The organism is Flavobacterium circumlabens (assembly GCF_004345565.1).
Lineage (GTDB): Bacteria > Bacteroidota > Bacteroidia > Flavobacteriales > Flavobacteriaceae > Flavobacterium > Flavobacterium circumlabens.
In genome coordinates this window covers 32,327-58,413 of sequence record NZ_SLWA01000004.1, presented here as the reverse complement: position 1 = coordinate 58,413, position 26,087 = coordinate 32,327, and the positions used below count along the sequence as shown (strand labels likewise).

Genomic DNA, 26,087 nt, shown 5'->3' with positions numbered 1-26,087 from the left:
AAACCTGAAACAAAAAAATTAAATGAAACAATTCGCAGATCAGCTTGGTACTTTGCATTCCTTTGAAACGGCACCAAAACGTATTATTTCTTTGGTTCCTTCCCAAACCGAATTATTATATGATTTAGGTTTAGAGGAAAAAATCATTGGCATAACCAAGTTCTGTGTGCATCCTTATCATTTAAAATCAACGAAGAAAATGGTTGGCGGAACCAAGAAAATTCACTTTGAAAAAATAAAGCTGTTGCAACCCGATATTATCATCTGTAATAAAGAAGAAAATACAGCTGAGATCGTAGCGCAGCTCAGTACCATCTGTCCGGTTTGGGTGACCAATATCGTAAGTCTGGAAGATAATTTTCAGATGATTTCAGATTTTGGACAAATCTTCAATTGCAGAACCGAAGCGCAAAAGTGGAACAACAAACTGGCTTTCGCCTTAAGCGATTTCAAAAAATACATAGCCGATATTCCGGTTAAAAAAGCCGCTTATTTTATCTGGAAAAATCCTTATATGGTGGCCGGAAAAGATACATATATCAATATGTTATTACAACTGAATCATTTTCAGAACATCTACGAAGACAAAGGACGCTATCCTGAAGTAGAACTCAAAAAGATGCGTCTGGAAGGCGATCCCGATTTGGTTTTTCTTTCGTCAGAACCGTATCCTTTTAAAGAAGAAGATGCTTTTGAAATAGGGCGTTTTACACATCACGCCAAAACAATCTTCGTAGACGGCGAAATGTTCTCCTGGCACGGAAGCCGGTTGCTAAAAGCTTTCCCGTATTTTAAATTGCTACACGAAAGATTAAGGGATTAAATTCCAATTTTTTGATTGTGGTGATTTAACCACAAAGTTCGCAAAGCTTTTTGTATAAAACTTTGCGAACCTTGCGTATCCCGATAGCTATCGGGATTGCGTACTTTGCGGTTAAATCTAATTAAACGAACTTCTGAATTCTAAAGGCGAAAGATTGGTTTTGCTTTTGAATAATTTATTAAACGACTGCGGATATTCAAAACCCAATTGAAAAGCCGTTTCACTGACACTTAAGGAAGTGGTGGTCAGCAGCTCTTTTGCTTTCGCTATAATTTTATCGTGAATATGGTGCTGTGTGCTCTGGCCTGTTAAAGAACGTAACATATCGCTTAAATAATTGGGGGATACATTCAATTCATCAGAAAGATACGCTACGGTGGGTAAACCTAATCTTTGTACTTTATCAGTTTCAAAATAATCGGATAACAGATTTTCCAGTTTGCTTAAGAGCGAGTTATTGGCATTTTTTCGTGTAATAAATTGTCGGTTGTAAAATCGGTTACAGTAATTAAGAAGCAATTCGATATGCGAAACCATTACATCCTGACTAAAAGCATCGATAGAAGAACGATATTCCTGCTCGATATTTTTCATAATTCCGGTAATCATGGTTTGTTCCTTTTCAGAAAGATGGAGTGCTTCACTCACGGCATAAGAAAAATAGCTGTACTCTTTTATCTTTTTCGCCAAAGCATAGTTTTGAATGAAATCGGGATGAATGACCAACATAGCGCCATAGACAGCACTGTCTGTGGTAACTTCGGTCGAAATTACTTGTCCCGGAGCCATAAAAGTCATTACTCCTTCATCAAAATCATAAAAATTTTGTCCGTATTTCATTTTTCCCGTAAAACCTTTTTTGATGCAGACGGTATAAAAAGAGTAGACCACACTTTTTAAATTATCATCAAAATGACAGGTGATCTTGCTCAGATCTACAAAACTTACTAAAGGATGTTCCGGTTTTGGAATTTTTAGCAGCGAATGCATTTCTGAAATCGAGTGAATCGTATAGGGGGTGATGGCCTCTTTTTTCATAGCAAAATAGTTAAAGAAATAGTTGAAGAAATAATAAAGGAAAAGCTATCGTAAAGATAACTTTTCCTGATGATTTTTATTGATCAATTCCGGCCATATTGGCTTCGTCATATCGGGCGCCGGTTTGCGTACCAAGCGGAATAATATTTTCTAAACGTTTCATTTCATCTTCGGTCAGAACCATTTGTGCCGCAGCAATGTTTTGTTCGACGTATTTTACCCGTTTAGTTCCTGGAATTGCGAGGATATTTTTAGTAGCAATCCACGAAAGAGCAAGCTGAGAGGCTGTAATTTGTTTTTCATGCGCTAATTTTTGTATCTCGTTTACTAATTCAATGTTTTTCTGAAATTGCTCTCCCTGAAAACGCGGGATGCTTTTTCTGAAATCATTGTCAGGAAAATCATCCGGGCTTTTAATGTCTCCGGAAATAAAACCTCTTCCCAGCGGCGAATACGCTACAAATCCAATTCCTAATTCTTTCAGTGTATCCAGAATACCAAACTCCTCAACACTTCTTTCGAATAGAGAATATTCTGTTTGTACCGCTGTTAAAGGATGAATTTGATGTGCTTTACGAATCGTTTCCGATGAAACTTCAGAAAGTCCGATATACCCTATTTTACCTTCTTTTACCAAATCGGACATTGCTTCAACGGTTTCTTCAATCGGAGTATTAGGATCGAGGCGGTGTAAATAGTACAAATCGATATAGTCGGTTCCTAAGTTTTTCAGGGAACGTTCTACGGCTTTTTTTACATATTCTTTTTTACCATTAAATTGCCAGGTAAGTTGTTCGTTATCGTCAATTTCATACCCAAATTTTGTGGCGATGGTATAGGCGTTTCGATTGCCTTTTATGGCTTTTGCAATCAGTCTTTCGTTGTGTAGCGGACCATATAAATCTGCTGTATCCAGAAAATTACCTCCTAATTCGAGCGAACGGTGTATAGTGGCTATTGCTTCGGTTTCATCAGCTTTCCCGTAAATATCCATTCCGGCAATCTGCGTCATACCCATGCAGCCCAGACCAATATTCGGAACAATAAGGCCCTGATTTCCTAATTTAAATTTTTGTATTGTACTCATAATTGCTGTTTTAAATTTTTAGATCGAAAAGTAATACAGCAAAGATCTGACAACATTAGTTTTATAAAGTATCTAAATCTCGTGTAGTTGTATCCAAAATGAGGAAAGTTGGATTGTGTATTGAACCGCAAGGCACGCAAAGGTTTTTTACATGGAAGGTCTCATTAAAGCGCAAAGTTCGCAAAGCTATGTGATAACCTTGCGAACTTTGCGAAAAAGCATTGTGTGCTTTACGGTTAAATCTCGTAAAGTATTGCAACCTGAAACTTTAAACCTGAAACAAAAAAACAAAAACTTATACAAAAAAAGAATGCCGGCATCTCGAAGACGCCGGCATCATTTAACTAACCAAAACCAAAATAATAAATAACCAGTTTATTACATTACAAAGATCAGACATATATGAATCGTAAGCTGTTAAGGTTTTGTTATTACTTTGTTGGACATAAGTTAAGATTTTTCGATCTGTCCGTTTGAGTAATCTGTAGCATTAAATTACTTTTAATTATTAAAATATAATAACAATCAAATTTTCTTATGAATATCGAAAGGCTTTTTGTGTACAGTTGGTAAAATGCTAAAAGTCAGAAGTATGGGTTCTTATGGAATTTAACAATTGAATGAAGAAATACGATTTATAAGGTGTTTAAAATCAGGCACAAAGGTTCAGAGTGGCAAAAGGTTCAAAGGTTTTTAAGTTCTGAATTTACATGTGTTTTCTGTACCGAAGCTTCAAAAATAAAACCCGACAGGTTTTTAAAGTCTGTCGGGTTTGTTTTTGTTAAGGTCGTCTGTTAAATTTTCTAAGAGAAAACAACCGTTTTATTGCTGTAAACCATCGTCTTACGTTCTGCATGAAGTTTGATTGCACGTGCCAGGACAATTCGTTCCAGGTCACGTCCTTTCATGATAAAATCTTCAACGGAATGAATATGGGAAACTCTGGCAATATCCTGTTCAATAATCGGACCTTCGTCTAATTCTTCTGTTACATAATGACTGGTGGCACCAATAATTTTCACACCACGTTTGAAAGCCGAATGATAGGGTTTTGCACCCGGAAAGGCAGGTAAAAACGAATGGTGGATATTGATGATTTTATTCTCGTAAAGCGAAATTAATTTGGGTGTGATAATCTGCATATAACGCGCCAAAACGATAAAATTAATGTGATACCTGTTCAGTAATTCAATTTGTTTGGCTTCGCCTTCTTCTTTATTGTCTTTTGTAAACGGCACACAGTGAAACGGAATATCAAAACGTTCTGCAATCGATCGTAAATCGTTATGATTACTGATGATTACCGGAATTTCAACATTCAGTTCATCGGCACTGTAACGGCCCAGAATGTCAAACAAACAATGATCGTATTTAGAGACAAACAAAGCCATTTTAGGCTTTTGCTCCTGATTATACAAATCCCACGACATATTAAAATCGGTAGCAATGGTTTCCTGGAACTCTTTTTTTATCGCATCGATGCTGCTGCTGTAATTGGCAAATTCACATTCGAGACGCATGAAAAAAACGTTTTGCTCCACATCAACATGCTGATCGATATAAATAATATTTCCTTCCACTTTGGCGATAAAGGTAGTAACTGCCGCAATAATTCCTTTTTGGTCTTTGCAGTGAATCAGAATCGTTATTTTTTGCATTTTTCTGGTTGTTTTTTGATTTTATTTTTTAACCGCAAAGTTAGCGAGGCTTTGTGCAGGGCTCACAAAGTTTTAAAACCTTTGCACCTTTGCACCTTTCCAACCTCTGCAGCTAAAAAATTATTTCCCGTCCTGCATGGCAAAAACACTTTTTAATAAAGGTGTTGTTCTTGCGCTAATATTATTACGGATTTCTTTTTCTTCAACGGCAATCATTTTAAAAACACCCACCAAAGCCTTATTAGTGGTGTAATCAGTCAGATCCGGATTTACTTTTTTAACCAATGGAATAGTGTTGTATTTGTTGATGATCTTAGACCATACCACATCGGCACCTACTTTTTCGAAAGAGCTTTTGATCACCGGATTAAATTTTCCGTACAAAGCTGTTGTTGTACTGTTTTGCAAATAGCTGGTTGCAGCACTGTCGTTTCCAAGCAAAATATTTTTAGCATCTGTAAAAGACATATTTTTTACTGCCGAAACAAATATCGGGGTTGCTTCTTTTACGGCATCTTCTGCTGCGCGATTCAACACTTTGATCCCTTCATCTGCAAGAGAGCTTAATCCTATTTTTCGTAAAGTAGCATCCACTTTTTGAAGTTCTTCCGGCATTAAGATTTTTACGGCTTCATTTTTGTAAAAACCGTCAACAGCGGTCAGTTTGCTTACCTGTTGTGTAATTCCTTTATTTAAAGCTTCTTTTAAACCGGAAGCAATATCAACGCCGCCAACTCCAATTCCGGGAATCTGTGAAGATAATTGTGGTAGTTGGTTTAATGTTTGTTGTACCTGGGCACATGAAGTAAGCGAAAATGCAAATGCCAGAATGATGATCTTTTTCATTTATTGGGGATTTATTAAGTTTCAAAAATACTACTTATTCAAAAACAAAGCCACAATTTTATTTCAGCAGCAGAAACAATTTGTTTTAGAATTAACATTACTAAGCAGATTTCTGTTTTTTGTACAGAATGTCGGTAAAACGGAGCGTTTTTTTTCAAGGCCAATACATTCTCACATTGCATTCCCAATAGGTTTTGCTTGAAATGTAAGCAGGCTCTTTTTCGGGTAAGGGAAGATTATTAGTGTCAAACAATTTAATTCTGATGATTTGCTCTTTGCTATCGTCTTTCAGATCGATATTTCCTTCAGCATCGTCTATCAATTTCTTTTTTTGGAGATATTCGTTTTTTTTCTCTACTATAAATTGCACTACGGCTTCATTTTGAGATTCTCTTTCACCGGCTCGTTTTCCCTGCAGATCGAAAGTTTCTATTTTTTGCAGTTCATTATTCTGGTACGAAAACAATTGGAAAGCAATGCCGCCATGTTGTATTTGAAGTCTATGATTCAATAATCGAAAACGGAGCACCTGATTTTTAGGATTGGTATATTCCAGCGACCCATTTCCTTCCGCATCGATGGTACTGGATAAAAGTTTATTGGGTTTTGGAAATTGTGCAATTCGTTCGGTATGGGTATGATATCTTGCATCAGATTGTGCTGATCCTAAAATAGTGTTCAGGAGGGCAATACATAAAAGTAATAATGATTTCATAGGATGTTATTTTAAATTGCGGATCGTTAATTAAATCCGCCTTCAATGTTTTTTCTGCCGGTGCGTTTGATTTCATTTTTAGTGAAAGTAAAGATCGATTCTTCAGTCCATTTCCATGTATGTTTTGCATTAAAATCGAAACCAACGGCACTGTACGTGATGGTAATGGTATTATCAACGGTAAGCATGCGGAGTTCGATAAAACTGTCCTGAATATTGGCCGAAGCGGGCGTTCTTTTGCAAGTCTGTAAATCTTCAAGAATTTTTTGATCTCCTTTAAACCATTCTCTTAAAAAAGACAAATGTTTCTCCGAACACTGATACCCCAGATCAAGAGCTGCGAGTAATTTACATTTTAAATTACTTTCATCAGTTTTTTTATCCCCGTCCCAGTCACAATCATTGCCTACAAAAGTCGTAATATATCCCAAAGCGGCACGTTGCTGCTGGGTTATGGTTTTAAGATAACTTTCATTTATATGGAAAGTATCATTTTCCAGCCAGAATATTTTAACATCCTGGTCTGAAAGTATCGGAGCGTAAGATTTCTTATGTAAAGGAAGAACCTGATGCCTGAATGATGTTTTAGAGGCAGCAGCAGCATTAAGACTTAAAAAGAGGAGCAGGGCGAGAAAGTGTGTATTCATAAATTGAAAGTGATCTGAATGTTGTAATTTTATTTCTCCAGTAAATTAATTTCTTTCTCTGTGGCATTAATGTAAACAGACAATTCATCATACGTCCATTTTACTTTTTTATGTGCTGTTACAAATAAAATACCGGTTCCTTTAGGTCCTTTTATCGGAATTTCCAGATCACATTCCCCTGTATTATTACTCACATTGATACTTCCGGAAGGCATTCCGTCCGTTTCAACAGGACTGCCTAATTGCTGCACCACTACTTTGTTTTGTGTCACCTGATGCATCGCGTCTTTATAAACATCAGAATCTTTCATAAGCGAAGTGACTCCGAAAAAAAATCCTGCTATAAAAAGTCCAAGAAGGACAATAAGGCTTAAACATCCGGTTGGAACAAACCATTTCCAGTTTCTGTCCCACCAATTTTTTTTAACTTCAGTATAATTTTCTTCCATAATAAAAAAAGGGTAATTTTAAATTTGAGTTTAGTACCTGAAAGATATTCTTTTTTCTTTCAAATTCTAAATCAAACCTAAAATTACCCGGTAAAAAACTTAAATATCAGTTTTAAAAAATCTATATACTAATTGTTAAACGCCATAGATTCCTGAAACATGATTTTGTTCAAATCATTATCTTTTTCATAGACATCCTGAAAAAAGCTTATTTCGCCTGATTCATTTACCCATGAAGTAAAATAACAAATATAAATTGGTACTTTGTTTGGTAATTTAAATGTAATTTCCTCTTTACCTTCCATTGCTGTGTCTATTCTGTCAGCAGTCCATTCCGGATAATCTTTCAGCATGGCAATAGCCAGGTTTTTAGCTTCTTTTACATTAATACAACCGTGGCTGAAAGTTCTTTTTTCAAAGTCAAACAATGTTTTCGCCGGTGTATCGTGCATGTAAATATCTTCGGGATTCGGGAAAATAAATTTCACTAATCCAAGAGAGTTTTCAGGGCCTGGTTTTTGTCTCACCTGACCGTTTTTCATCTCCATATTGTGTTCTGCCAGATAATTGGGATCAGAGGCTATTTTTGATTTCAGTTCATTATCCACAATACTTTGCGGAATGGTCCAGTACGGACTGAAAACGATTTTATCAATATTTCCGCTAAAGATGGATGTTTTTGTCAATGCCGAACCCACAAAAACACGTGATGCCAATTCTGTTTTTCCGTTTTTCACATACACCAATTCAAAAGAAGGAACATTCACCATAATATATTCTTTGTCTTTTACCAATTTTGGAGAAATCCAGCGATAACGTTCCATATTAACCGCCAGTGTTTTTATTTTATCGGCAATTGGCGTATTCATATCCTTAATATGCTCTTCGGCCAATATATAGTTGGGTTTAAAACCGTTTCTTAATTTGTATTTCATCACTGCATCCATCATTTCACGATCGTAGACATCGCTTTTAGAATCATTTTGTAAATCACCCATTACAACCAATCGCGTTCTGACCTGGGCAATTGTTTTGGAAACAGCATCGGGACGTAAATCTTTATAGGGAGTTGCCGTTTCAATAGGCGTCCATGTACCGTCTTTTTCAATTTGTCTGTATTTTTCCAATGCGCCTTGTAATTTATAATACTGATCAAAAAGCAATTCGTTATTTTTCTCTAGTAAAGCAGGATTTACAATAAGAGAATCTAGTAAAGTCTCGTAAGACAATTGTTTTTTAGGCAGCATCCAGCCCGTCTTTTTTACCGTTTCGGCATCAAGTCCTTCATAAACCTGACTCATATAAATAATATAAGCGGTACTTAATAAAAGGTCTGAATCTGATTTTGATGGTCTTTCTTTACCTTTTGTAGTAAAGATTTTATCAATTTCATTTTCATAAGGAATTTCGATTTCCAGTCCTTCCTCATGTGTCAATTTTAGTTTTTGGTGCAAAAGTTTGCCAAATTCATTGATTTTATTGTCTTCATACCAGATAGATTCGTAAGATCTGTTTTGGTATAAGGCGGCTACTTTGTTTTGGTATTTTTTTAAATCGGCATATCGTTTAAAAAAATCATTCAATACGTCATTATCTATCACAGGATCAGAATCATGAACGAAGTCAGAATAAAAGTCATATGATTTTTTACTTGCGGTAACATCATTTTTTTTCAACTCAAAGGAAGAAGTTATAAATCCAAGGAATAGAATTATGGCGATTGGATAAACTGTTTTCATTGTATTAAATTTTTACGTTTCTACTTTATAGGAAGAAAAGTTTTGGGTAAAAATTTGGGGCATTTCTACACTGCTAAATTATGTTAGTACACTGGAAAACAAGTTGTTGTATTTTATTTAAATGTTTCGAAATTTCCATGTTGTTAACATTTCTATAAGACTGATATAAGATAAATCAGCCCAATATTTAAAATGTTACCCCTGTAATTAAAAAAAGATTCTTTTTTTTTGTTAACAAAAAGATATAACGATGATCAAATATTATAATATTTTGTAAATTGCTCCCTTAAAATTATCATATTCATAAAATGGAACAACAAAAACCATATAATCCTAAAAATAAAGTAAGAATTGTCACAGCTGCTTCACTGTTTGACGGACATGACGCTGCAATTAATATTATGCGACGCATTATTCAGTCAACCGGTGTAGAAGTAATTCACCTGGGTCATGACCGAAGTGTTGAAGAAGTGGTCAATACCGCCATTCAGGAAGATGCCAATGCGATTGCCATGACATCATATCAGGGTGGGCATAACGAATACTTTAAATATATGTACGACCTGCTTCAGGAAAAAGGAGCCGGACACATCAAGATTTTTGGCGGCGGAGGCGGAGTCATCCTGCCAAGCGAGATTTCAGAATTACATGAATATGGTATTACCAGAATTTACTCTCCCGATGATGGCCGTTCTATGGGTTTACAAGGAATGATTAACGATTTGGTAGAACGTTCCGATTATCCGATTGGAGACCAACTAAACGGAGAGATTGATCATATCGAAAATAAAATTCCAACCGCAATTGCCCGTTTGATTTCGGCAGCAGAGAATTTTCCTGAAATTGCCAAACCGGTTTTCGATCAGATTCATACCAATAACGCCGATTCTAAAATTCCGGTTTTAGGAATCACCGGAACGGGTGGAGCCGGAAAGTCCTCTTTGGTAGATGAACTGGTTCGCCGTTTTTTAATTGATTTCCCTGAAAAAACAATCGGGTTAATTTCTGTCGATCCGTCGAAAAGAAAAACGGGAGGAGCATTGTTAGGAGACCGAATCCGTATGAATGCCATTAATAATCCGCGTGTTTATATGCGTTCATTGGCGACACGTCAGTCCAATCTGGCTTTATCTAAATATGTAGCCGAAGCGATTCAGGTTTTGAAAGCCGCCAAATACGATTTGATTATTCTGGAAACTTCCGGAATCGGACAATCGGATACCGAAATCATGGATCATTCCGATGTTTCTTTATATGTAATGACGCCTGAGTTTGGTGCCGCCACCCAATTGGAGAAAATCGACATGCTTGATTTTGCTGATCTCGTAGCGTTGAATAAATTTGATAAAAGAGGAGCGTTAGACGCCATTCGTGATGTTAAAAAACAATACCAGCGCAATCACAATCTTTGGGATAAAAATCCGGACGAGATGCCGGTTTTCGGAACGATTGCATCGCAGTTTAACGATCCTGGAATGAATACGCTTTACAAAGCGATTATGGATAAAATCGTCGAAAAAACAGCATCCAACCTGCATTCGACTTTTGAAATTACGCGTGAAATGAGCGAGAAAATCTTTGTGATTCCGCCACACCGTACGCGTTATTTATCTGAAATTGCCGAGAGCAACAGAGGATATGATGAAACGGCCCTTTCACAGCAAAAAGTAGCACAGAAACTATACGGAATTTTTAAAACCATAGAATCTGTTTCCGGAAAAGTACCGCAAATTACCAAAGCCGGAATCGATGACACTACTGTCCTTCCGGGTGGAGTCGAGGAACATGACGAAAACAGAATCTTCCTAAACCTTTTACTGAATCAGTTCGATAAAGTAAAAATGGATTTAGATCCGTACAATTGGGAAATTATCCTGAATTGGGACGAGAAAGTAAACAAATACAAAAATCCGGTATATTCGTTTAAAGTTCGTGATAAGGAAATCAAAATCGCCACCCATACCGAGAGTTTATCGCACCTGCAAATACCAAAAATTGCTTTACCTAAATATGAGGCGTGGGGTGATATCCTGCGTTGGAATTTACAGGAAAATGTACCGGGTGAATTTCCTTTTGCGTCAGGATTGTATCCGTTTAAGCGTGAAGGCGAAGATCCGTCCCGAATGTTTGCGGGCGAGGGCGGACCGGAAAGAACCAACAAACGTTTTCACTACGTAAGTGCGGGCTTGCCTGCAAAACGACTTTCAACCGCATTTGACAGTGTGACCTTATACGGAAATGACCCTGATATCCGTCCTGATATTTACGGGAAAATCGGGAATGCCGGAGTTTCCATCTGCTGTCTGGACGATGCCAAAAAACTGTATTCCGGTTTTGATCTCGTGCATGCTATGACTTCGGTAAGTATGACCATAAACGGACCGGCACCTATGCTGTTAGGTTTCTTTATGAATGCCGCAATCGATCAGCAATGTGAGTATTATATTAAGGAGAACGAATTAGAAAAAGAAGTTGATGCTAAAATCAACCAGATCTACAAAGCCAAAGGTTTGGAACGCCCGAGATACCAGGGCGATTTACCGGAAGGAAACAATGGTTTAGGTTTAATGCTTTTGGGGGTTACCGGAGATGAGGTTTTACCTTCGGAGGTATACAATGAAATCAAAGTCAGAACCTTGTCACAAGTTCGTGGAACGGTTCAGGCCGATATCCTGAAAGAAGATCAGGCGCAAAATACCTGTATTTTCTCTACCGAATTCGCTTTGCGATTGATGGGTGACGTTCAGGAATATTTTATTACCCAAAACGTTCGTAACTTTTATTCGGTTTCGATTTCAGGGTACCATATTGCCGAGGCAGGAGCCAACCCGATTACACAATTGGCCTTTACGCTTTCAAATGGTTTTACTTACGTGGAATATTATTTGAGCCGTGGCATGAGCATCAATGATTTCGGACCAAACTTATCGTTCTTCTTCTCGAACGGAGTAGATCCTGAATATTCGGTAATTGGTCGTGTGGCGCGTAAAATCTGGGCGAAAGCCATGAAAAACAAATACGGCGCCAACGAAAGAGCACAGATGCTGAAATACCATATTCAGACTTCAGGGCGTTCATTGCACGCACAGGAAATTGATTTCAATGATATCAGAACCACTTTGCAGGCTTTGTATGCGATTTACGACAACTGTAATTCCCTGCACACCAATGCTTACGACGAAGCGATTACCACACCAACCGAAGAATCAGTGCGCAGAGCCATGGCGATTCAGTTGATTATCAATAAAGAATTAGGACTGGCGAAAAACGAAAACCCAATTCAGGGATCGTTTATCATCGAAGAATTAACCGATTTGGTAGAAGCAGCCGTTCTGCAGGAATTCGACCGTATCACAGAACGTGGCGGAGTTCTTGGAGCCATGGAAACCATGTACCAGCGTTCTAAAATCCAGGAAGAAAGTTTGTATTACGAAACCCTGAAACACAACGGCGATTTCCCAATTGTGGGGGTCAACACCTTCCTGAGTTCCAAAGGTTCACCAACGGTAATTCCGGCAGAAGTCATTCGTGCCACCGAAGAAGAAAAACAATATCAGATTACCATGCTCGATAACCTGCACCAGTTTCACGAAGCAAAAGTAAACGAGCACTTAAACAAACTGCAGGAAGCCGCCATTAAAAACGAAAACTTATTCGCCCATTTAATGGAAGCGACGAAGGTTTGTTCGCTGGGTCAGATTACTTCGGCATTGTTTGAAGTGGGTGGGCAGTATAGAAGGAATATGTAGAATTTACTTTTTTATAGTTATGGAAAAACCTCTCAGATAATGGGAGGTTTTTTGTTTTTTAAAAAATTTAATTGTCTAAAATAATAAGCTGTAAATTTTGACTGTTTGGAATTGGGGGAGCAAATTTTTTTTGAAATATAAGAACAGCACTAGAATTATTTTTGCTTAATACAATATTGTAAGAAATTATTTATTATGTTTGTTTTGTTGTAACCTCTTATAAAAATACATTATGAGCCAAAAAATTAAAAAAATTGTTGTTTTAAGTTTTATTTTAATATTTTCTATCCTTTTTACAAGGTGTCAGAAAGATGATGATTTACCTAGTGCTCAAGGAAACCAACTTTCCCTCGCTAAAAATTGGTTTAAAGAGTATGAATCTTCTAGTGATAATTATGATTTATTTCAGAATATGCACTATGAATGGAATCAGGCAAGTGTTACAAGATCAGAAGACGGTACAGAGACGATTATTGTACCCGTTGCGGAACGTAAAAAAGAGCAGCGAGAATATTGGGAACAGAAATTGTATATCTATAAATCAGATGAAGGTAGATATTCAGCCCTATTGTTCGAAGTCTATTCCAATAAGGATATTAAACCGGAGAGTCAGTCTGTAGACGGTGGAGATTTTACGGGTTACATGACCGTTTGGGATTTGAAAAAAGGTTTTGTAAGAGGTGCTAAGTTTTTAAATAATCAGGTAGTTGAAGAGGGTGTCGCCGAATTTTCGATTGATAGAAACAAAACAAACAAAGCTCCGGAAACTGGTGATTGTATTTTTTCTGATTTAGATGATGGATGTCATAATGATGGTGGAGACGGTGCTGCAATTCCATTAAGAGAAGTTATTGTAACGGGGCCCAGTACAGGAACGCCAGTGATTTATACCCCACGCGGCCCTGTAATTGGAGGGACAACTCCGGGAGGATATACATCACCGACTGGTGGTGGGGGTGCAAGTAGCGGAGGTGGAAGTGGAGCGTCAAATGCAGAAAGTGCTCCACCTAGTTGTGAAAGTTTTAATTTTAAATCAAAGACAGGTACTATTTGGCAAGAATCTGCGGTTAAAAATATTTATCTTAGGATAGTTTTATTAAATGAGAAGGGAATTGAAATAGTTCACGTTATTAGCTATCCGCAACCAATACTTTTTGGAACACCCACAAATGTAAAGGTTGGTAATACAAATATTACTGCAGGACTAGCAGCCAATGCCTCTGCGAAGGTTCTTCACGATACAATGGACGAGGTTAATGCTAAATACGCAAGAACATCGGTGTCTGATGTAATAGTTGATCAATACTTTAGGACGCAGTTAACGAAAAATTATCCTTTATCTATTCCTGGGGGTAGAGTACAATTTAATTCCACTACAACTTTACCAGCGACTGATTATAAAACAACTTTCTTGTTTTCAGCAGATTGTAGATAAATAAAATAATGTTATGATTTATAAAGTTTTAAAAAATTTAGTGTATTTATATTATCCTAAAAATATATGTTTTAATACCGAAAATGGTAAGTATATTGTTAGTGATGAATATGTGAGATTGAATCAAATAATTACAAAGTTTGATTCTGAGTATAGGCAAGATATATCAGAAAACATTCTAAAAGAATTTGAAAAGGATTATTCTTTAAAAAACTTTGCAGATTTCACGTTGTTTGATTGGGGCGATAGATGTATGACTTTTAATTTGAGCATCATAGAAGACGGAGAGTTATATACAATTTCATTGCTTTTAAGTGTCGTAATTCCTTATTATGTAATCGAATGCAAAAAAAATAAAATTGAATTATTGTTTTCCGAATCAAAAATTATAGAATTACAAGAAGCTAACAAGGAAACTAGAAAATTGAATGATTTAATATTGAAAATAGAAGCTATTGTGGAAGAAAAGTTGTTATATAAAAAATTACCAAACGAAATAATTAACTTTGAAATCGAAGATGTCAGTTTTCAAGATGCAGGATTCGGGCATTTTAAAATGTTTAATGCTTTTTTTAATAATTTAATACTGGAAAAAAATGAAGAATAGATTTTTAATATTTCTAACCATTTGTATTTTACTATTTGTTTTTTTCTTTTTTTCAAATTACTATTTTGATGTTTTTATTTATGATACCATTTATAACATCAATTATTTTTATCTCGTTTTAGTTTTTTTACTAGTAGGAAGTATTTTTTACTTTGTTAAATATAAGCGCGAAAACAATAATTAATGGATTACACCGGCTGTGCGAAGTCTCCCGACTTCGTACCCGCTCCAATAATCCACAAAGAGAATAAAAAAATAATTGGAACGGAATATAGTGGCGAGTACGAAGTCGGGAGACTTCGCACAGCAATTGCGGACAATTAGTCGAGCGGGGATTGTGAAAAGAAAATTAATAGCTAAAAAATAAAATTCCACACAGTTTGTCATTTCGACGAAGGAGAAATCACACTCGAAGCTCTGCAATGCAAATCACTTATCTTTGCAGCAGTACTAGTATGATTCCTTTGTTCCTCGGAATGACACTATTGTGGTTGTGCTAACGGATTATTCCCTTTCCTCGTGCCAGCGTAAAATAGAAATGCATAATCATCATTCCTCTCTAACGATTTCCGCGACATTACTTAAAAACTCCAATTCATCCAAAGGAAACATTTCCAGCACCATTTCTAAAACGAGTGCCACATTAATAGGTGATTGTTTAATGGCAGTTGTCTGATGTACGTCGTGATCTAAGGCTACAATACATAATTTTAGCATTTCGGTAATCGTACAACCCAGCTCATGATAATTGTGCACTTTGATTTGAGCAGTATAAGTTCCCGTTTTATCAGTAGACGGCGTTAAAGTACTGCAATATTGAGCAGTTAAATTTCTGAGATTCTCTAATTTTTTAATTTCGTTGGTTTCCATGGCATGTATTTTTTTAGTTAGTAATCATTTTACAATTCGACTTTTATTATTTTATTATAAGAAAAATTGTACTTTTGTTTAACTCAGCGAAGAAAGAACTACATTGTTTTTTACCAAACCGATTTGGCTGGTATTGCACAGTTTAAATAAGTTTTTTACCAGTTGAGGTTTTTCACACTTAATTATTATCTTTGAATTATGAGCACACTAACAAAACCAAACCACATAGGCCGAAAAATAAGCCGTATTCGTGAACTTCGTGATATGAAACAGGAAGCTTTGGCGCAGGCTTTAGGCATAAGCCAGCAAACCATATCGGCTATTGAAAACAGCGAAAGCGTAGAGGAAGAAAGACTTATTGAAGTAGCAAAAGCATTGGGTGTAACGGTGGAAGCCATTAAGAACTTTTCGGAAGAAGCCGCAATTAATTATTTCAATACTTTCAATGAAAGTCCTAATAATTATTTTGGTCTTAATCATTGCACATTCAATCCCTTAGATAAATTGATGGAAACAGTAGAAGAAAATAAAAAACTGTACGAACGTCTACTGCAATCCGAAAAAGATAAAATCGAATATTTAGAAAAATTACTACAGCAGAAATAAAGATATTAAATCAAAAGCCTTTCAGAAATGAAAGGTTTTTTTATTTTAGTGTTATGAAAAACGCGGTCTATTCTATTCTCTTTCTTTTGGTTACGGTTTTTGGGTATACGCAGGACAAGCCATCGCTACCAACGGGCGTTATTATCGATTCGGTGAAAGTGGCCACTGCTCCAACAGAATCGTATGCCCTATATTTCCCTAAAAAATACGATGGAAAAACCCCATTGGCAGTGGTTTTTATTTTTGAACCGGCTGCAAGGGGCAAAGAAGGAATTGCACCCTTTATTCCGGCTGCCGAAACGTACCAGTATATTTTGGTATGCTCGAATACGTTAAAGAATGGATCCACCCAAAACAATATTGCCATCGCCAACCGATTATTTGATGCTGTATTGGAAAGTTACAGGATTGATACTTCACAACTGTATATAGCCGGTTTTTCGGGTGGTGCGCGCTTGGCCAGTTATTTCGGGATCTCCACGGGCGTTTTTCAGGGCGTAATTGCTTGTGGCGCTTCTTTTAATGATATGGATAAGTTTATACCGCCTTCTAATAATTTCTCTTATGTGGGTATGGTGGGAGACCGAGATATGAATTATCAGGAAATGACAGATAACAAAGCATGGCTGGACAATGCAAAGATTGTAAACACGCTTTTTATTGCGCATGAAGAACATGTCTGGCCTAAACCCTCTGAAATGCTTCGCGCCTTTCACTGGCTCGAAATTCAGGCCTACAGGAAAAATATAAGGCCCAAAAATGAAACCGTTCTTAAGAGAATTTATGATGCCAATCTGCGAATAGCCGATAGTCTAAAGTCGAATAATGAACTGGTCCTTTCGATGAATGCCTATGAAAAAGGGATTACTTTTTTGAATACAACTGATGATAATTTTATAAGAGCCCAGATAACCGAAATCAAAAAATCCAAAGCATATAAAGAGGAAACAGCAAAAACAGAGAAGGTAAAGGTTTTAGAAAATGAAATTTTAGATAAACTCTGGCATCGTTTTGACCAGGAATTAAAATCGGCCGAGCCTACAACTAATTTTAAGTTCTGGAAATCTGAAATTAACGAGCTGAATGTGATGAAAGCAGACGACAAAAATCCATTAGCTCAAAATATGGCTATCCGCATATTAAATTGGTTTCAGGTTTCGGTTTATGAAACCGGGCAGGAAAATAAACGAAACCAGCAAAATGACAAGTTTTCGTATTGTCAGGAATTGTATAAAATGATTACGGAAACCAATTAAAGAAAAAAGTCAGGCCGTGGCAAAATAAAAAAGAAATTAAATTTGCCACGATTTATGTTGCAAAATAAAATAGAATTAATTTTTGCCACAATTTGTGTTGCAAATAAAAATAAATTAATTTTTTGCCACAGTTTTTTTCTGACAGTAATTATTATCTTGCTTAAAAAATAACAGCCTATATGTCAAAAAGTATAAAACATTTATTTACAATTTTAATTGCCGGAATTTGTCTGGCTTCCTGCAGCAGTGCTGATGAGGACGCACCGGATACAAATACGGATCCTTTGGTGAAACAAATAAAGTTTGATGGTAGTAATAACGGCTTTCCTGTTAATCCCTCCGAGATAAACTTTCTTTTTGAATATGACAATACTAAAAGGTTAACCAAAAAAGTGGGCGGTTATTTAGCACTTGGTGCTGCTACAGGTTTTGATAGAATTTTTTCTGATAAGTTATATACCTCTTTAGTATATAGCAGTAATAAGGTTACTGTTGAAAATTTTTATGATTCGGATATTTATGCAGTCAGTAAAGGAACCATTTATTATACCTTAAACAGCGCTAATCTGATTGCCGAAAAAGAAGTTCCCAACACGATTGCTATTAATACCAAAAAACAGGTTTATAAATATGCAGAAGGAAAACTTACAGAGGTGGTAACAAGCTATCCTAATATGACCTACTACCCGGAGGATCCCACCGATTATGTACTGACATTCTCTGAGAAATTCTTCTACGACGCCAACAACAACCTGACCAAGACCGAATATACAGAGTTGCATAACGGAAAGAGTGAAGGCGAAAGAATCGTAAGGACTTTTGAAGATTATGATACTTCTTATAATCCGTTTAAGAGGATGCAATTATTAGAAGAATATTTTTATCGTTCACTTTCCAGAAATAATTTCAGAAAATATACCGAGACTTTATATTACTATGACAATGTTTCAACAAACGAAACGGGCTGGACATTTGTTTATGATGCTCAGGGGAATATTATAGTTAATTAGTAATAAACTCTAATAATAAAAAAAGACAGCTCTGGAAAAGCTGTCTTTTTACGTTTTCGTTAAAACCAAAAATTAACGACGGAATGCCGGACTTTCGTTTACAGATTCGTCAAGTTTACTTGTTTTTGATTTTTTAGCTGAAACGGTGATTTCATGCTTTGCAATTTTGCCATTTTCATTAACTTCCAAAGTATAAGTTCCAGCCGGGTAAGCTTCTAAACTTAATGTTTTTGAAATTTCTAATTTATCTGCAACAGATGTTCCTGTGTACAATAAATTATTATTTACGTCGAAGATTGAAAAACTTGATTTTTCAACGGTGTTTAAAGTAAAGCTGATTACTTTTCCGTTACCGGTTTTTATATACAAGATATAATCCCCTTTTCCATCAATTGCGTAGGTTAAAACAGTTGTTAAAATACGGCTACAACTAGGCCAAATTTGGTAAATTTTGTCATGTTTTTTTTAAATTTTAGTATTAATCGTGGTGGCGCAAAACTAGAAAAAGAAATTGAATTTTATGCAAAAAAATATCTTTTTTACAGACATAAGTTGCTGAATTAAAACTCTTTCTGTGTTTTGTCTGAACTATGTACGCAATTGCTGGGCTCTTGGATGTTTTTAAAGTGATTTTTTTTAATACTTTAAAATACAGCTCTTTAAAATTATTAAGAATAATTTTTCAATTGAAAAATAACGATGATCGTTTAGTGGAATTTGAGCATAAAAAAACAGCTCAATAACCACAAAGAGCTGTTCTTAAAACAATCAGTTTTTACTTTACTAACTATCTAACCTCATTTTTATACTATGCGGGTATAAAATTTTTAGCGCGCTGCTACACTGCTGTTTTTAGCACTAAAACCAGCTTTGTAAACCGATGAAACTGCCTTTTTTGATAAAACAGATGTTTCGTCAGTGATGGTAATTTCATGTCTCACTTTTTTTACATTATCTTCTACTTCTAAGAAGTACGTTCCTTCCGGAAATTCTTCTAAACTAAAAGTTCTCAAAATTCCATCTTTACCCGAAGCGCTTTCAGAATAAATTAGAGTACCTTCTTTGTCATAGATCGCCAGGTTTGCTTTTTTAACCTGGTTAAGGGCAAACGTAATTAGTTTTCCATTCGCTTTTAATACATGAAGATTAAAATCCTCATTCCCGTCGATTGCATAAGAGCTTGTTCCTGCAAAAAGCACTGCACATACTAAACTTAATTTTAAACTTGTTTTCATGATTTTTGTTTTTAAATTAATAGTTCTAATTCTCTGATGCTAAATTACTTATATCTTACAGAATCGTGCACAACTCTATTAGCTGATTTCGATGCTGTATTCTCATTTACGAAACCGTTATAGGTTAAAATTTGAATTATATTTATCGTTTTTGTTAATTACGTTATTATTTTTCAATATTTTGTTTGAATTAAGAGAATGTAAATTAACCTGTGGTTCTTACAAAAAAAACATCATTGTAAAATTTAACCGCAAGGGCCGCAATAAAATAAAACGCAAAGTTCGCAAAGCTTATCATTATAAACTTTTGCGAACTTTGTGTTAAGCCTGGCGCCTTTGCAGTTAAAAAAAGGCATAAAAAAAACAGCTCAATAACCACAAAGAGCTGTTCTAAAAAACAATTGAATGTTTTTAAACTTTACTAACTATCTAACCTCATTTTTATACTGTATGCGAGTATAAACTTTTCTAGCGTGTTGCTACGCTTGTATTTTTAGCAGAATCTGCTTTATAAATTGATGAAACTGCTTTAGTAGATAAAACAGATGTTTCATCAGTTACAATAATTTCATGTCTTACTTTTTTTGCATTGTCTTCCACTTCTAAGAAGTAAGTTCCTGCCGGAAATTCTTCTAAGCTGAAAGTTCTAAGAATCCCGTCTTTACCTGAAGCACTTTCAGAATAAAGTAGAGTTCCGTTTGTATCATATATAGCAAGGTTTGCTTTTTTAACCTGATTAAGAGCAAATGTTATTAGTTTACCATTTCCTTTTAATACATGAAGATTAAAGTCTTCATTCCCGTCAATTGCATAAGTGCTCATTCCTGTAAAAAGTACTGCACATACTATACTAAGTTTTAAAATCTTTTTCATGGCTTTATTTTTTTAAATTGTTGTTCTTATTTGTTGATGCTAAATTACTTCAACAATACAATTTTTATCACAACTCTATTTGCCAATTTATATGCTATATTCTCATTTACGAAACCGTTATAGGTTAAAATTTGAATTATTGGAGGTGTTTTTGTTAATTCGGCTATTATTTTTCAATGTTTTTTAAAAAATGGACTTTCTTAAAATTTTCTGTTTTTCTTACAATTATGTCATATACACATAAAAACACCCAATTAAATACGATTTATAAAAAAATAAGCAGGAAAAAAAATGAGACCTCAAAAAAATGACAGTTTTGCCGATAATTCACAATTAAACAATTAAACAATTAAACAATTAAACAATTTTATGCTTTATTCTCATTTACGAAACCGTTATAGGTTAAAGTTTGAATTATTTTAGGTGATTTTGTTAAATTTGTTATTATTTTTTAAAGATTTCATCATGAAGACTATCGCCCCGGCTCTTGAAGTCATCTCTAACTCGTACTGAAGCTCTTTTGCGTATACGAAACATGCTCAGAAGACCAATAGTAAAGCGCATTTGTGGCATTATCATCCCGAAATTGAATTGGTTTATATCAATGGTGGCGCCGGAAAAAGACAAATTGGAAGTCATGTTTCTTATTATACCAATAGAAGTCTGCTTTTGATCGGTTCTAATTTGCCTCATTGTGGTTTCACCAATGAACAAACAGGAAATATAAATGAAGTGGTTATTCACATTAAACCTGAATTTTTAGGAAATGACTTTTTTGCCATACCGGAAATGAAAAAGATTCAGAACATTTTGAGTCAGTCGAAAGCCGGAATCGCTTTTGGTGGAGAAACCAAAAAGAAAATAGGGGAGAAGATCGAAATGATGGAAAACCAGCTTCCGTTAGAACGTCTGATGACGCTCCTGAGTATTTTGGATGAATTAGAATCTTCAGACGAATACACGATACTAAATGCCGATGGCTTTTCTCTCGAACTGAATACGCAGGACAATGATCGGATCAATGTGGTTTCAATTACGTAAAAGATCATTTTCAGGAATCGATCGCTATAGACGAAGTTTCTAGTCTGGTAAGTATGACAACACCATCCTTCTGCCGCTACTTCAAGAAAATATCCAACAAAACCTTTACGGAGTTTGTAAATGAATATCGTTTGGTGCACGCCTCCAAACTTTTGGCCGAGAAACCGATTACGATAAATGAAGTTTGCTACGAAAGTGGTTTTAATAATTTCAGCCACTTTAGTAAGTCTTTTAAACAGTATACCGGTAAAAGTGCCTCGCAATACCGAAATGAGCACAAGATCATTATTAAATAAAGCCTTGGTTAACTACAAGGCTTTTTTTTAACTGCAAGGTTCGCAAAGTTTTTTAAAATCCAGCCTTGCGTACCTTACGGTTAAACTCACAACGTAATTAAACATCTTTGCGACCTTTGCTGTCAAACCTACTCATTCTTTATCAAAAAAAGGAATCAGATTTTTCATATACTATATTCTGAAAAAGTTATATTTACAATCCCTAATCAGAAAAAATATCAATATGAAAAACTTTAAATTTTTAGTGTTTACATTTTTATTGTGCATTTCCTCAATGAGTTATGCTGCAAAAGTAGATACTTTACAAATTGCAAGTACAGCTATGGGCAAAACCTACAAAGCCGCAGTTGTACTTCCGGGTTCTTATACGAAAAGCAAATCGACCTTTCCGGTGCTGTATTTATTACACGGTGCTTACGGGCATTTTAGCGATTGGTTAAAAAGCACGCCAAACAAAAAATTAGTACAGGGCTTATCCGACCAATACAATATTATTATTGTGATGCCGGAGGGAGAGAATTTTAGTTTTTATCTGGACAGTCCGGTAAATAAAGAAAGTCAGTTTGAGACATTTATTACGCAGGAAGTCATTCAGAAAGTAGATAAAACATACAGAACTATAAGTAACCGAAGCGGTCGTGTGATTACAGGACTTTCTATGGGAGGTCATGGCGCGTTGTATTTGTCGGCCAGGCATCCTGATTTGTTTTGTGCTGCCGGAAGCATGAGCGGAGCGGTAGACATGGGCGCGATGCTCAACAGGGACTCCTCGGCTCAGGTGATAAAATTAATGCAGCCTGTTTTTGGTGATAAAAGCAGTAATTCTGAATTGTACGAGCAGAATTCCGTATTAGGAATGCTGGACAAAATAAAAGCCAACAAATTATCTTTAATTATAGATTGCGGTGTTGATGATTTTTTAATAGAACCCAACAGAGAACTACACCGAAGATTGGTTTATAATAAGGTAGACCATGATTATACCGAACGTCCGGGAGCGCATACCTGGGAGTATTGGGAAAATTCATTGCCGTATCATGTGTTATTTTTTAATAAAATATTGCTTAAAAATCAGGTAGTTGTCAAAAAATAATACTAAAGGATATAATAAGAAATAGTAAAAAGTAATAAAATTTATAACAAATTAACTGCATTTGCTTTTTTTGGTTTGATTTTTGGAATACCTTTATATATAAACCTTAAAATATATATAAATTATGAAAAAGATACTTACCCTTTTCGCAGTTGTTGGATTAATAGCGTTTTCAAGCTGTGAAGGACCAGAAGGGCCTCCGGGACAAGATGGCGGAATTTTACTCCCTTATGTTTATGAAATGAATAATGTTAACTTTGCTGGGCCAGATTTTGCTGTGACTAGCACACCGACAGGAATGTTGTCGGGAGATAATGTTTTGGTATATGAGCTAGTTAGCAAAACGGGAGTAGACAGCTGGGCATTGTTGCCTCAGATATATTACTTTAATGATGGTTTAGAAACTGCTCAATATAACTTTAACTTTTCTAAAAACAGAGTTACGGTTTTTATTGATGGAAGTTTAAGTGATCTATCTCAGTTGCCAGCTAGTTTTAGGTTAGGAAAAACATTCAGGGTTGTTATTATTCCAGGAGATGATGGAGTAAATGCAAAAAAAGTAAAAGCAGATTATTCAGATTATAATGCGGTTATTGCAAAATATAATATTGATGATAGTAATGTTAAAAAACTAAATTAAAAATTAATTTAATAAAAAAAGGAAATCATTACGATTTCCTTTTTTTTATATCTATATTTTTCAAGAAACTATTCCATATCTGAATCTGTAAGTTCTTTTTCTTTTCCAAATTTTAAAGAAACCAAAATCCCTACCAAAAGTGACAAGGCAATAAACGCCAAAGAAGCCCATTCCGGAACCTGAATAAAATCATGCAATAGCATTTTTAGACCCACAAAGGCTAAAATAGCTACCAGACTGTATTCTAAATAACTGAATTTTGCCAGCATATTGGCCAGGAAGAAATACATAGAACGCAATCCAAGAATCGCAAAAATATTAGAACTGAATACTAAAAACGGATCAGACGTAATGGCAAGAATGGCCGGAACGCTGTCTACAGCAAAAAGTACATCCATAACTTCAATAACAATCAAAGCTACAAATAGCGGAGTGGCTGCTTTTTTCCCTTTTTCGGTTAAAATGAAAAATTTCTGATGATCCATTTCTGAGGTGATCGGAATAATTTTCCCAAGTGCTTTGTATATAAAAGAATCTTTGGGGTGGAAATCCTCTTCTTCTCCCGAGAATAACATTTTTACAGCGGTAAAAACCAGGAAAATACCAAAAATATAGGTAGTCCATGCAAATTTATTAATTAGCATTACACCAAAGAAAATCATCAATCCACGGAAAATCACAGCGCCTAAAATTCCCCAGAACAAAACACGGTGCTGGTATTTCTGAGGTATTTTGAATGAGGCAAAAATAATAGCGATTACAAAAATATTATCAACGCTCAACGACAATTCGATCAGATAACCTGTGATAAACTTCATGGAAGCGACTGCAGGTTTGAGATGATCCGGATTTGCAATATAATCGGTTGTGTACAGCCAGTAAATTACACCGGAGAACAGAAAAGAAAGCGTTACCCAGATCAGCGTCCATTTGCTGGCTTCTTTAGTGCTGATAATATGGGGTGTTTTATTGAAGACTCCCAAGTCTAAAGCAAGAATAAAAACAACGGCTAACAAAAACAGAATCCAGACTATCATGGTATTTTTTTTTAATGATTTACAAAGATAGTTTTTGAAACTAAACTTAAAAATTAAATATAAGAAACTTACTTCGAAATTTTATAAATAGGGGAGGTTTTAAAAACATGTCGGATTTATTTATAAAAAAAGTGCCATCAATTAATGATGGCACTTTCGGATATTATTTGAGCGATGAATTATAGCGCTGATTTTACAGTTTTGATAATTCTTGCAGCAATTTTGTATGGATCACCGTTTGAAGCCGGTCTTCTGTCTTCTAACCAGCCTTTCCATCCTTTTTGAACTGTCATTAAAGGAATTCTGATTGAACAACCTCTGTCAGATACTCCATAAGAGAAATCGTGAATAGAAGCAGTTTCGTGTTTACCCGTTAAACGTTGGTCGTTGTAAGCTCCGTAAACTGCGATATGCTCAGCAGTAACAGGTCTGAAAGCCTCACAAATTCTTTCGTAAGTAGCCTGGTCTCCACATGTTCTTAACACCTCGTTAGAGAAGTTAGCATGCATACCTGAACCATTCCAGTCTGTATCTCCAAGTGGTTTTGGGTGATATTCTATATAGTAACCATATTTTTCAGTCAAACGATCTAATAAGTATCTGGCAACCCAGATCTCATCTCCGGCTTTTTTAGCGCCTTTAGCAAATAATTGGAATTCCCATTGTCCGCAAGCAACCTCCTGGTTGATTCCTTCAAAGTTGATTCCTGCAGCAATACATAAATCAGCATGCTCTTCTACTAATTTTCTTCCGTGTGTGTTTTTTCCACCTACAGAACAGTAGTACATACCTTGTGGAGCAGGATATCCTCCAACAGGGAAACCTAATGGCAATAAAGTTTTAGTGTCCATAATGAAATATTCCTGTTCAAAACCGAACCAGAAATCACCATCGTCATCAATAGTAGCTCTACCGTTAGAAGCGTGTGGAGTACCATCAGCATACATAACTTCTGTCATTACCAACCAACCATTAATACGGGTTGGATCCGGGTAAATTGCAACAGGCACTAATAAACAGTCAGAAGATCCTCCTTCAGCTTGTTTTGTTGATGAACCATCAAATGACCAGTTTCCAAGTTCTTCTAATGTTCCTTTGAAATTTTCGTGTTCTTCAACTTTAGTTTTACTTCTAAGATTTTGAGTTGGTTCATATCCATCTAACCAAATGTACTCTAACTTAATTTTAGCCATAATAATATAAATTTATTTTTTTTTGTTTTTTCGCTGGGTCAAATATAGATTTATTTTTTTAGTCCTAAAAATTAGGGGGCTATTTTGTTTAGCTGACTATAATTTTTTGGATAAGCGCAATTTTCAGAGGGGTATATTTTTAAA

The 26,087-nt window shown here is 35.6% G+C and carries 23 protein-coding genes and 1 pseudogene; 10 read left to right on the top strand and 14 right to left on the bottom strand.

Translation table 11 applies throughout. The features are described 5' to 3' along the window. The first annotated feature begins 22 nt into the window (after window positions 1-22). A complete protein-coding gene (locus EV142_RS11380; RefSeq protein WP_132035725.1) occupies window positions 23-823 on the top strand; it encodes an ABC transporter substrate-binding protein in 801 nt (266 codons plus the stop codon). 117 nt (window positions 824-940) lie between these two features. Here the strand turns inward: EV142_RS11380 and EV142_RS11375 are convergent, their stop codons facing one another. The 8 genes from EV142_RS11375 to EV142_RS11340 form a co-directional block, all read right to left on the bottom strand. Beyond that, window positions 941-1,861: a helix-turn-helix domain-containing protein gene (locus tag EV142_RS11375; RefSeq protein ID WP_132035722.1), complete on the bottom strand. Its 921-nt coding sequence runs from the start codon at window positions 1,859-1,861 to the stop codon at window positions 941-943. Between the two features lie 76 nt (window positions 1,862-1,937). Then, complete coding sequence (locus EV142_RS11370) at window positions 1,938-2,948, bottom strand: aldo/keto reductase (protein WP_132035719.1); 1,011 nt, start codon at window positions 2,946-2,948, stop codon at window positions 1,938-1,940. Window positions 2,949-3,751: 803 nt separating this feature from the next. Continuing rightward, on the bottom strand, window positions 3,752-4,606 hold the full coding sequence (gene purU / locus EV142_RS11365) for a formyltetrahydrofolate deformylase (protein WP_132035716.1): 855 nt from the start codon (window positions 4,604-4,606) through the stop codon (window positions 3,752-3,754). Window positions 4,607-4,726: 120 nt separating this feature from the next. After that, complete coding sequence (locus EV142_RS11360; protein WP_132035713.1) at window positions 4,727-5,452, bottom strand: DUF4197 domain-containing protein; 726 nt, start codon at window positions 5,450-5,452, stop codon at window positions 4,727-4,729. Between the two features lie 154 nt (window positions 5,453-5,606). Further along, window positions 5,607-6,167, bottom strand: coding sequence for a hypothetical protein (locus EV142_RS11355; protein ID WP_132035710.1), 561 nt, complete (start codon window positions 6,165-6,167; stop codon window positions 5,607-5,609). 26 nt (window positions 6,168-6,193) lie between these two features. Next, entirely contained in the window at window positions 6,194-6,814 is a 621-nt protein-coding gene (locus EV142_RS11350; protein ID WP_132035708.1) for a hypothetical protein, read from the bottom strand. A 29-nt stretch (window positions 6,815-6,843) separates the two neighbouring features. Continuing rightward, on the bottom strand, window positions 6,844-7,263 hold the full coding sequence (locus tag EV142_RS11345) for a cytochrome c oxidase assembly factor Coa1 family protein (protein WP_132035705.1): 420 nt from the start codon (window positions 7,261-7,263) through the stop codon (window positions 6,844-6,846). A 128-nt stretch (window positions 7,264-7,391) separates the two neighbouring features. Beyond that, a complete protein-coding gene (locus tag EV142_RS11340) occupies window positions 7,392-9,002 on the bottom strand; it encodes a L,D-transpeptidase family protein (RefSeq protein WP_132035702.1) in 1,611 nt (536 codons plus the stop codon). Window positions 9,003-9,310: 308 nt separating this feature from the next. Here EV142_RS11340 and EV142_RS11335 point away from each other — a divergent pair, with 308 nt between their 5' ends. From EV142_RS11335 to EV142_RS11325, 3 genes are all read left to right on the top strand, one after another. Beyond that, window positions 9,311-12,751: a methylmalonyl-CoA mutase family protein gene (locus EV142_RS11335; RefSeq protein WP_132035699.1), complete on the top strand. Its 3,441-nt coding sequence runs from the start codon at window positions 9,311-9,313 to the stop codon at window positions 12,749-12,751. Between the two features lie 232 nt (window positions 12,752-12,983). Next, entirely contained in the window at window positions 12,984-14,186 is a 1,203-nt protein-coding gene (locus tag EV142_RS11330) for a hypothetical protein (RefSeq protein ID WP_132035696.1), read from the top strand. Between the two features lie 13 nt (window positions 14,187-14,199). Beyond that, the gene (locus tag EV142_RS11325; protein ID WP_132035693.1) at window positions 14,200-14,793 is read left to right on the top strand and encodes a hypothetical protein; all 594 of its coding nucleotides are present in this window, start codon (window positions 14,200-14,202) and stop codon (window positions 14,791-14,793) included. Window positions 14,794-15,342: 549 nt separating this feature from the next. On the opposite strand, the gene EV142_RS11320 is transcribed toward EV142_RS11325, so the two are convergent. Continuing rightward, window positions 15,343-15,663 (bottom strand): hypothetical protein, encoded by a 321-nt coding sequence (locus EV142_RS11320; RefSeq protein ID WP_132035690.1) that lies wholly within the window; start codon window positions 15,661-15,663, stop codon window positions 15,343-15,345. Window positions 15,664-15,861: 198 nt separating this feature from the next. Here EV142_RS11320 and EV142_RS11315 point away from each other — a divergent pair, with 198 nt between their 5' ends. From EV142_RS11315 to EV142_RS11305, 3 genes are all read left to right on the top strand, one after another. Continuing rightward, a complete protein-coding gene (locus EV142_RS11315) occupies window positions 15,862-16,269 on the top strand; it encodes a helix-turn-helix domain-containing protein (RefSeq protein ID WP_132035687.1) in 408 nt (135 codons plus the stop codon). A gap of 53 nt (window positions 16,270-16,322) precedes the next feature. Continuing rightward, window positions 16,323-17,525, top strand: coding sequence for a hypothetical protein (locus EV142_RS11310; protein ID WP_132035684.1), 1,203 nt, complete (start codon window positions 16,323-16,325; stop codon window positions 17,523-17,525). A 179-nt stretch (window positions 17,526-17,704) separates the two neighbouring features. Then, a complete protein-coding gene (locus EV142_RS11305; protein WP_132035681.1) occupies window positions 17,705-18,535 on the top strand; it encodes a hypothetical protein in 831 nt (276 codons plus the stop codon). Between the two features lie 72 nt (window positions 18,536-18,607). Here the strand turns inward: EV142_RS11305 and EV142_RS11300 are convergent, their stop codons facing one another. From EV142_RS11300 to EV142_RS11290, 3 genes are all read right to left on the bottom strand, one after another. Then, window positions 18,608-18,904 carry a secretion protein gene (locus tag EV142_RS11300; protein WP_238698703.1) on the bottom strand — a complete coding sequence of 99 codons (297 nt, stop codon included), beginning with the start codon at window positions 18,902-18,904 and terminating at the stop codon, window positions 18,608-18,610. A gap of 458 nt (window positions 18,905-19,362) precedes the next feature. Further along, window positions 19,363-19,770, bottom strand: a complete 408-nt coding sequence (locus EV142_RS11295; protein ID WP_132035678.1) for a secretion protein — start codon at window positions 19,768-19,770, stop codon at window positions 19,363-19,365. 468 nt (window positions 19,771-20,238) lie between these two features. After that, window positions 20,239-20,643, bottom strand: coding sequence for a T9SS type A sorting domain-containing protein (locus EV142_RS11290; protein ID WP_132035675.1), 405 nt, complete (start codon window positions 20,641-20,643; stop codon window positions 20,239-20,241). 465 nt (window positions 20,644-21,108) lie between these two features. On the opposite strand from EV142_RS11290, the pseudogene EV142_RS11285 reads away from it, so the two are divergent. From EV142_RS11285 to EV142_RS11275, 3 genes and pseudogenes are all read left to right on the top strand, one after another. Further along, window positions 21,109-21,980, top strand: a pseudogene (locus EV142_RS11285) (AraC family transcriptional regulator). 223 nt (window positions 21,981-22,203) lie between these two features. After that, entirely contained in the window at window positions 22,204-23,073 is an 870-nt protein-coding gene (locus tag EV142_RS11280) for an alpha/beta hydrolase (RefSeq protein WP_132035672.1), read from the top strand. A gap of 124 nt (window positions 23,074-23,197) precedes the next feature. Next, window positions 23,198-23,713, top strand: coding sequence for a hypothetical protein (locus EV142_RS11275; RefSeq protein WP_132035670.1), 516 nt, complete (start codon window positions 23,198-23,200; stop codon window positions 23,711-23,713). 68 nt (window positions 23,714-23,781) lie between these two features. On the opposite strand, the gene EV142_RS11270 is transcribed toward EV142_RS11275, so the two are convergent. Both EV142_RS11270 and EV142_RS11265 read right to left on the bottom strand, forming a co-directional pair. Beyond that, window positions 23,782-24,750: a TerC family protein gene (locus tag EV142_RS11270; RefSeq protein ID WP_132035667.1), complete on the bottom strand. Its 969-nt coding sequence runs from the start codon at window positions 24,748-24,750 to the stop codon at window positions 23,782-23,784. A gap of 179 nt (window positions 24,751-24,929) precedes the next feature. Next, the gene (locus EV142_RS11265; RefSeq protein WP_115847512.1) at window positions 24,930-25,943 is read right to left on the bottom strand and encodes a glutamine synthetase beta-grasp domain-containing protein; all 1,014 of its coding nucleotides are present in this window, start codon (window positions 25,941-25,943) and stop codon (window positions 24,930-24,932) included. Window positions 25,944-26,087: the final 144 nt, after the last annotated feature.

What these genes read in the sequence shown, in the direction of transcription:
- EV142_RS11340 (WP_132035702.1), bottom strand. Translation starts at nt 9,002, where the DNA reads ATGAAAACAGTTTATCCAATCGCCATAATTCTATTCCTTGGATTTATA.
- EV142_RS11360 (WP_132035713.1), bottom strand. Translation starts at nt 5,452, where the DNA reads ATGAAAAAGATCATCATTCTGGCATTTGCATTTTCGCTTACTTCATGT.
- EV142_RS11320 (WP_132035690.1), bottom strand. Translation starts at nt 15,663, where the DNA reads ATGGAAACCAACGAAATTAAAAAATTAGAGAATCTCAGAAATTTAACT.
- EV142_RS11290 (WP_132035675.1), bottom strand. Translation starts at nt 20,643, where the DNA reads ATGAAAAAGATTTTAAAACTTAGTATAGTATGTGCAGTACTTTTTACA.
- EV142_RS11325 (WP_132035693.1), top strand. Translation starts at nt 14,200, where the DNA reads ATGATTTATAAAGTTTTAAAAAATTTAGTGTATTTATATTATCCTAAA.
- EV142_RS11265 (WP_115847512.1), bottom strand. Translation starts at nt 25,943, where the DNA reads ATGGCTAAAATTAAGTTAGAGTACATTTGGTTAGATGGATATGAACCA.
- EV142_RS11315 (WP_132035687.1), top strand. Translation starts at nt 15,862, where the DNA reads ATGAGCACACTAACAAAACCAAACCACATAGGCCGAAAAATAAGCCGT.
- purU (WP_132035716.1), bottom strand. Translation starts at nt 4,606, where the DNA reads ATGCAAAAAATAACGATTCTGATTCACTGCAAAGACCAAAAAGGAATT.
- EV142_RS11310 (WP_132035684.1), top strand. Translation starts at nt 16,323, where the DNA reads ATGAAAAACGCGGTCTATTCTATTCTCTTTCTTTTGGTTACGGTTTTT.
- EV142_RS11375 (WP_132035722.1), bottom strand. Translation starts at nt 1,861, where the DNA reads ATGAAAAAAGAGGCCATCACCCCCTATACGATTCACTCGATTTCAGAA.
- EV142_RS11335 (WP_132035699.1), top strand. Translation starts at nt 9,311, where the DNA reads ATGGAACAACAAAAACCATATAATCCTAAAAATAAAGTAAGAATTGTC.
- EV142_RS11275 (WP_132035670.1), top strand. Translation starts at nt 23,198, where the DNA reads ATGAAAAAGATACTTACCCTTTTCGCAGTTGTTGGATTAATAGCGTTT.
- EV142_RS11305 (WP_132035681.1), top strand. Translation starts at nt 17,705, where the DNA reads ATGTCAAAAAGTATAAAACATTTATTTACAATTTTAATTGCCGGAATT.
- EV142_RS11345 (WP_132035705.1), bottom strand. Translation starts at nt 7,263, where the DNA reads ATGGAAGAAAATTATACTGAAGTTAAAAAAAATTGGTGGGACAGAAAC.
- EV142_RS11355 (WP_132035710.1), bottom strand. Translation starts at nt 6,167, where the DNA reads ATGAAATCATTATTACTTTTATGTATTGCCCTCCTGAACACTATTTTA.
- EV142_RS11280 (WP_132035672.1), top strand. Translation starts at nt 22,204, where the DNA reads ATGAAAAACTTTAAATTTTTAGTGTTTACATTTTTATTGTGCATTTCC.
- EV142_RS11370 (WP_132035719.1), bottom strand. Translation starts at nt 2,948, where the DNA reads ATGAGTACAATACAAAAATTTAAATTAGGAAATCAGGGCCTTATTGTT.
- EV142_RS11295 (WP_132035678.1), bottom strand. Translation starts at nt 19,770, where the DNA reads ATGAAAACAAGTTTAAAATTAAGTTTAGTATGTGCAGTGCTTTTTGCA.
- EV142_RS11380 (WP_132035725.1), top strand. Translation starts at nt 23, where the DNA reads ATGAAACAATTCGCAGATCAGCTTGGTACTTTGCATTCCTTTGAAACG.
- EV142_RS11270 (WP_132035667.1), bottom strand. Translation starts at nt 24,750, where the DNA reads ATGATAGTCTGGATTCTGTTTTTGTTAGCCGTTGTTTTTATTCTTGCT.
- EV142_RS11330 (WP_132035696.1), top strand. Translation starts at nt 12,984, where the DNA reads ATGAGCCAAAAAATTAAAAAAATTGTTGTTTTAAGTTTTATTTTAATA.
- EV142_RS11350 (WP_132035708.1), bottom strand. Translation starts at nt 6,814, where the DNA reads ATGAATACACACTTTCTCGCCCTGCTCCTCTTTTTAAGTCTTAATGCT.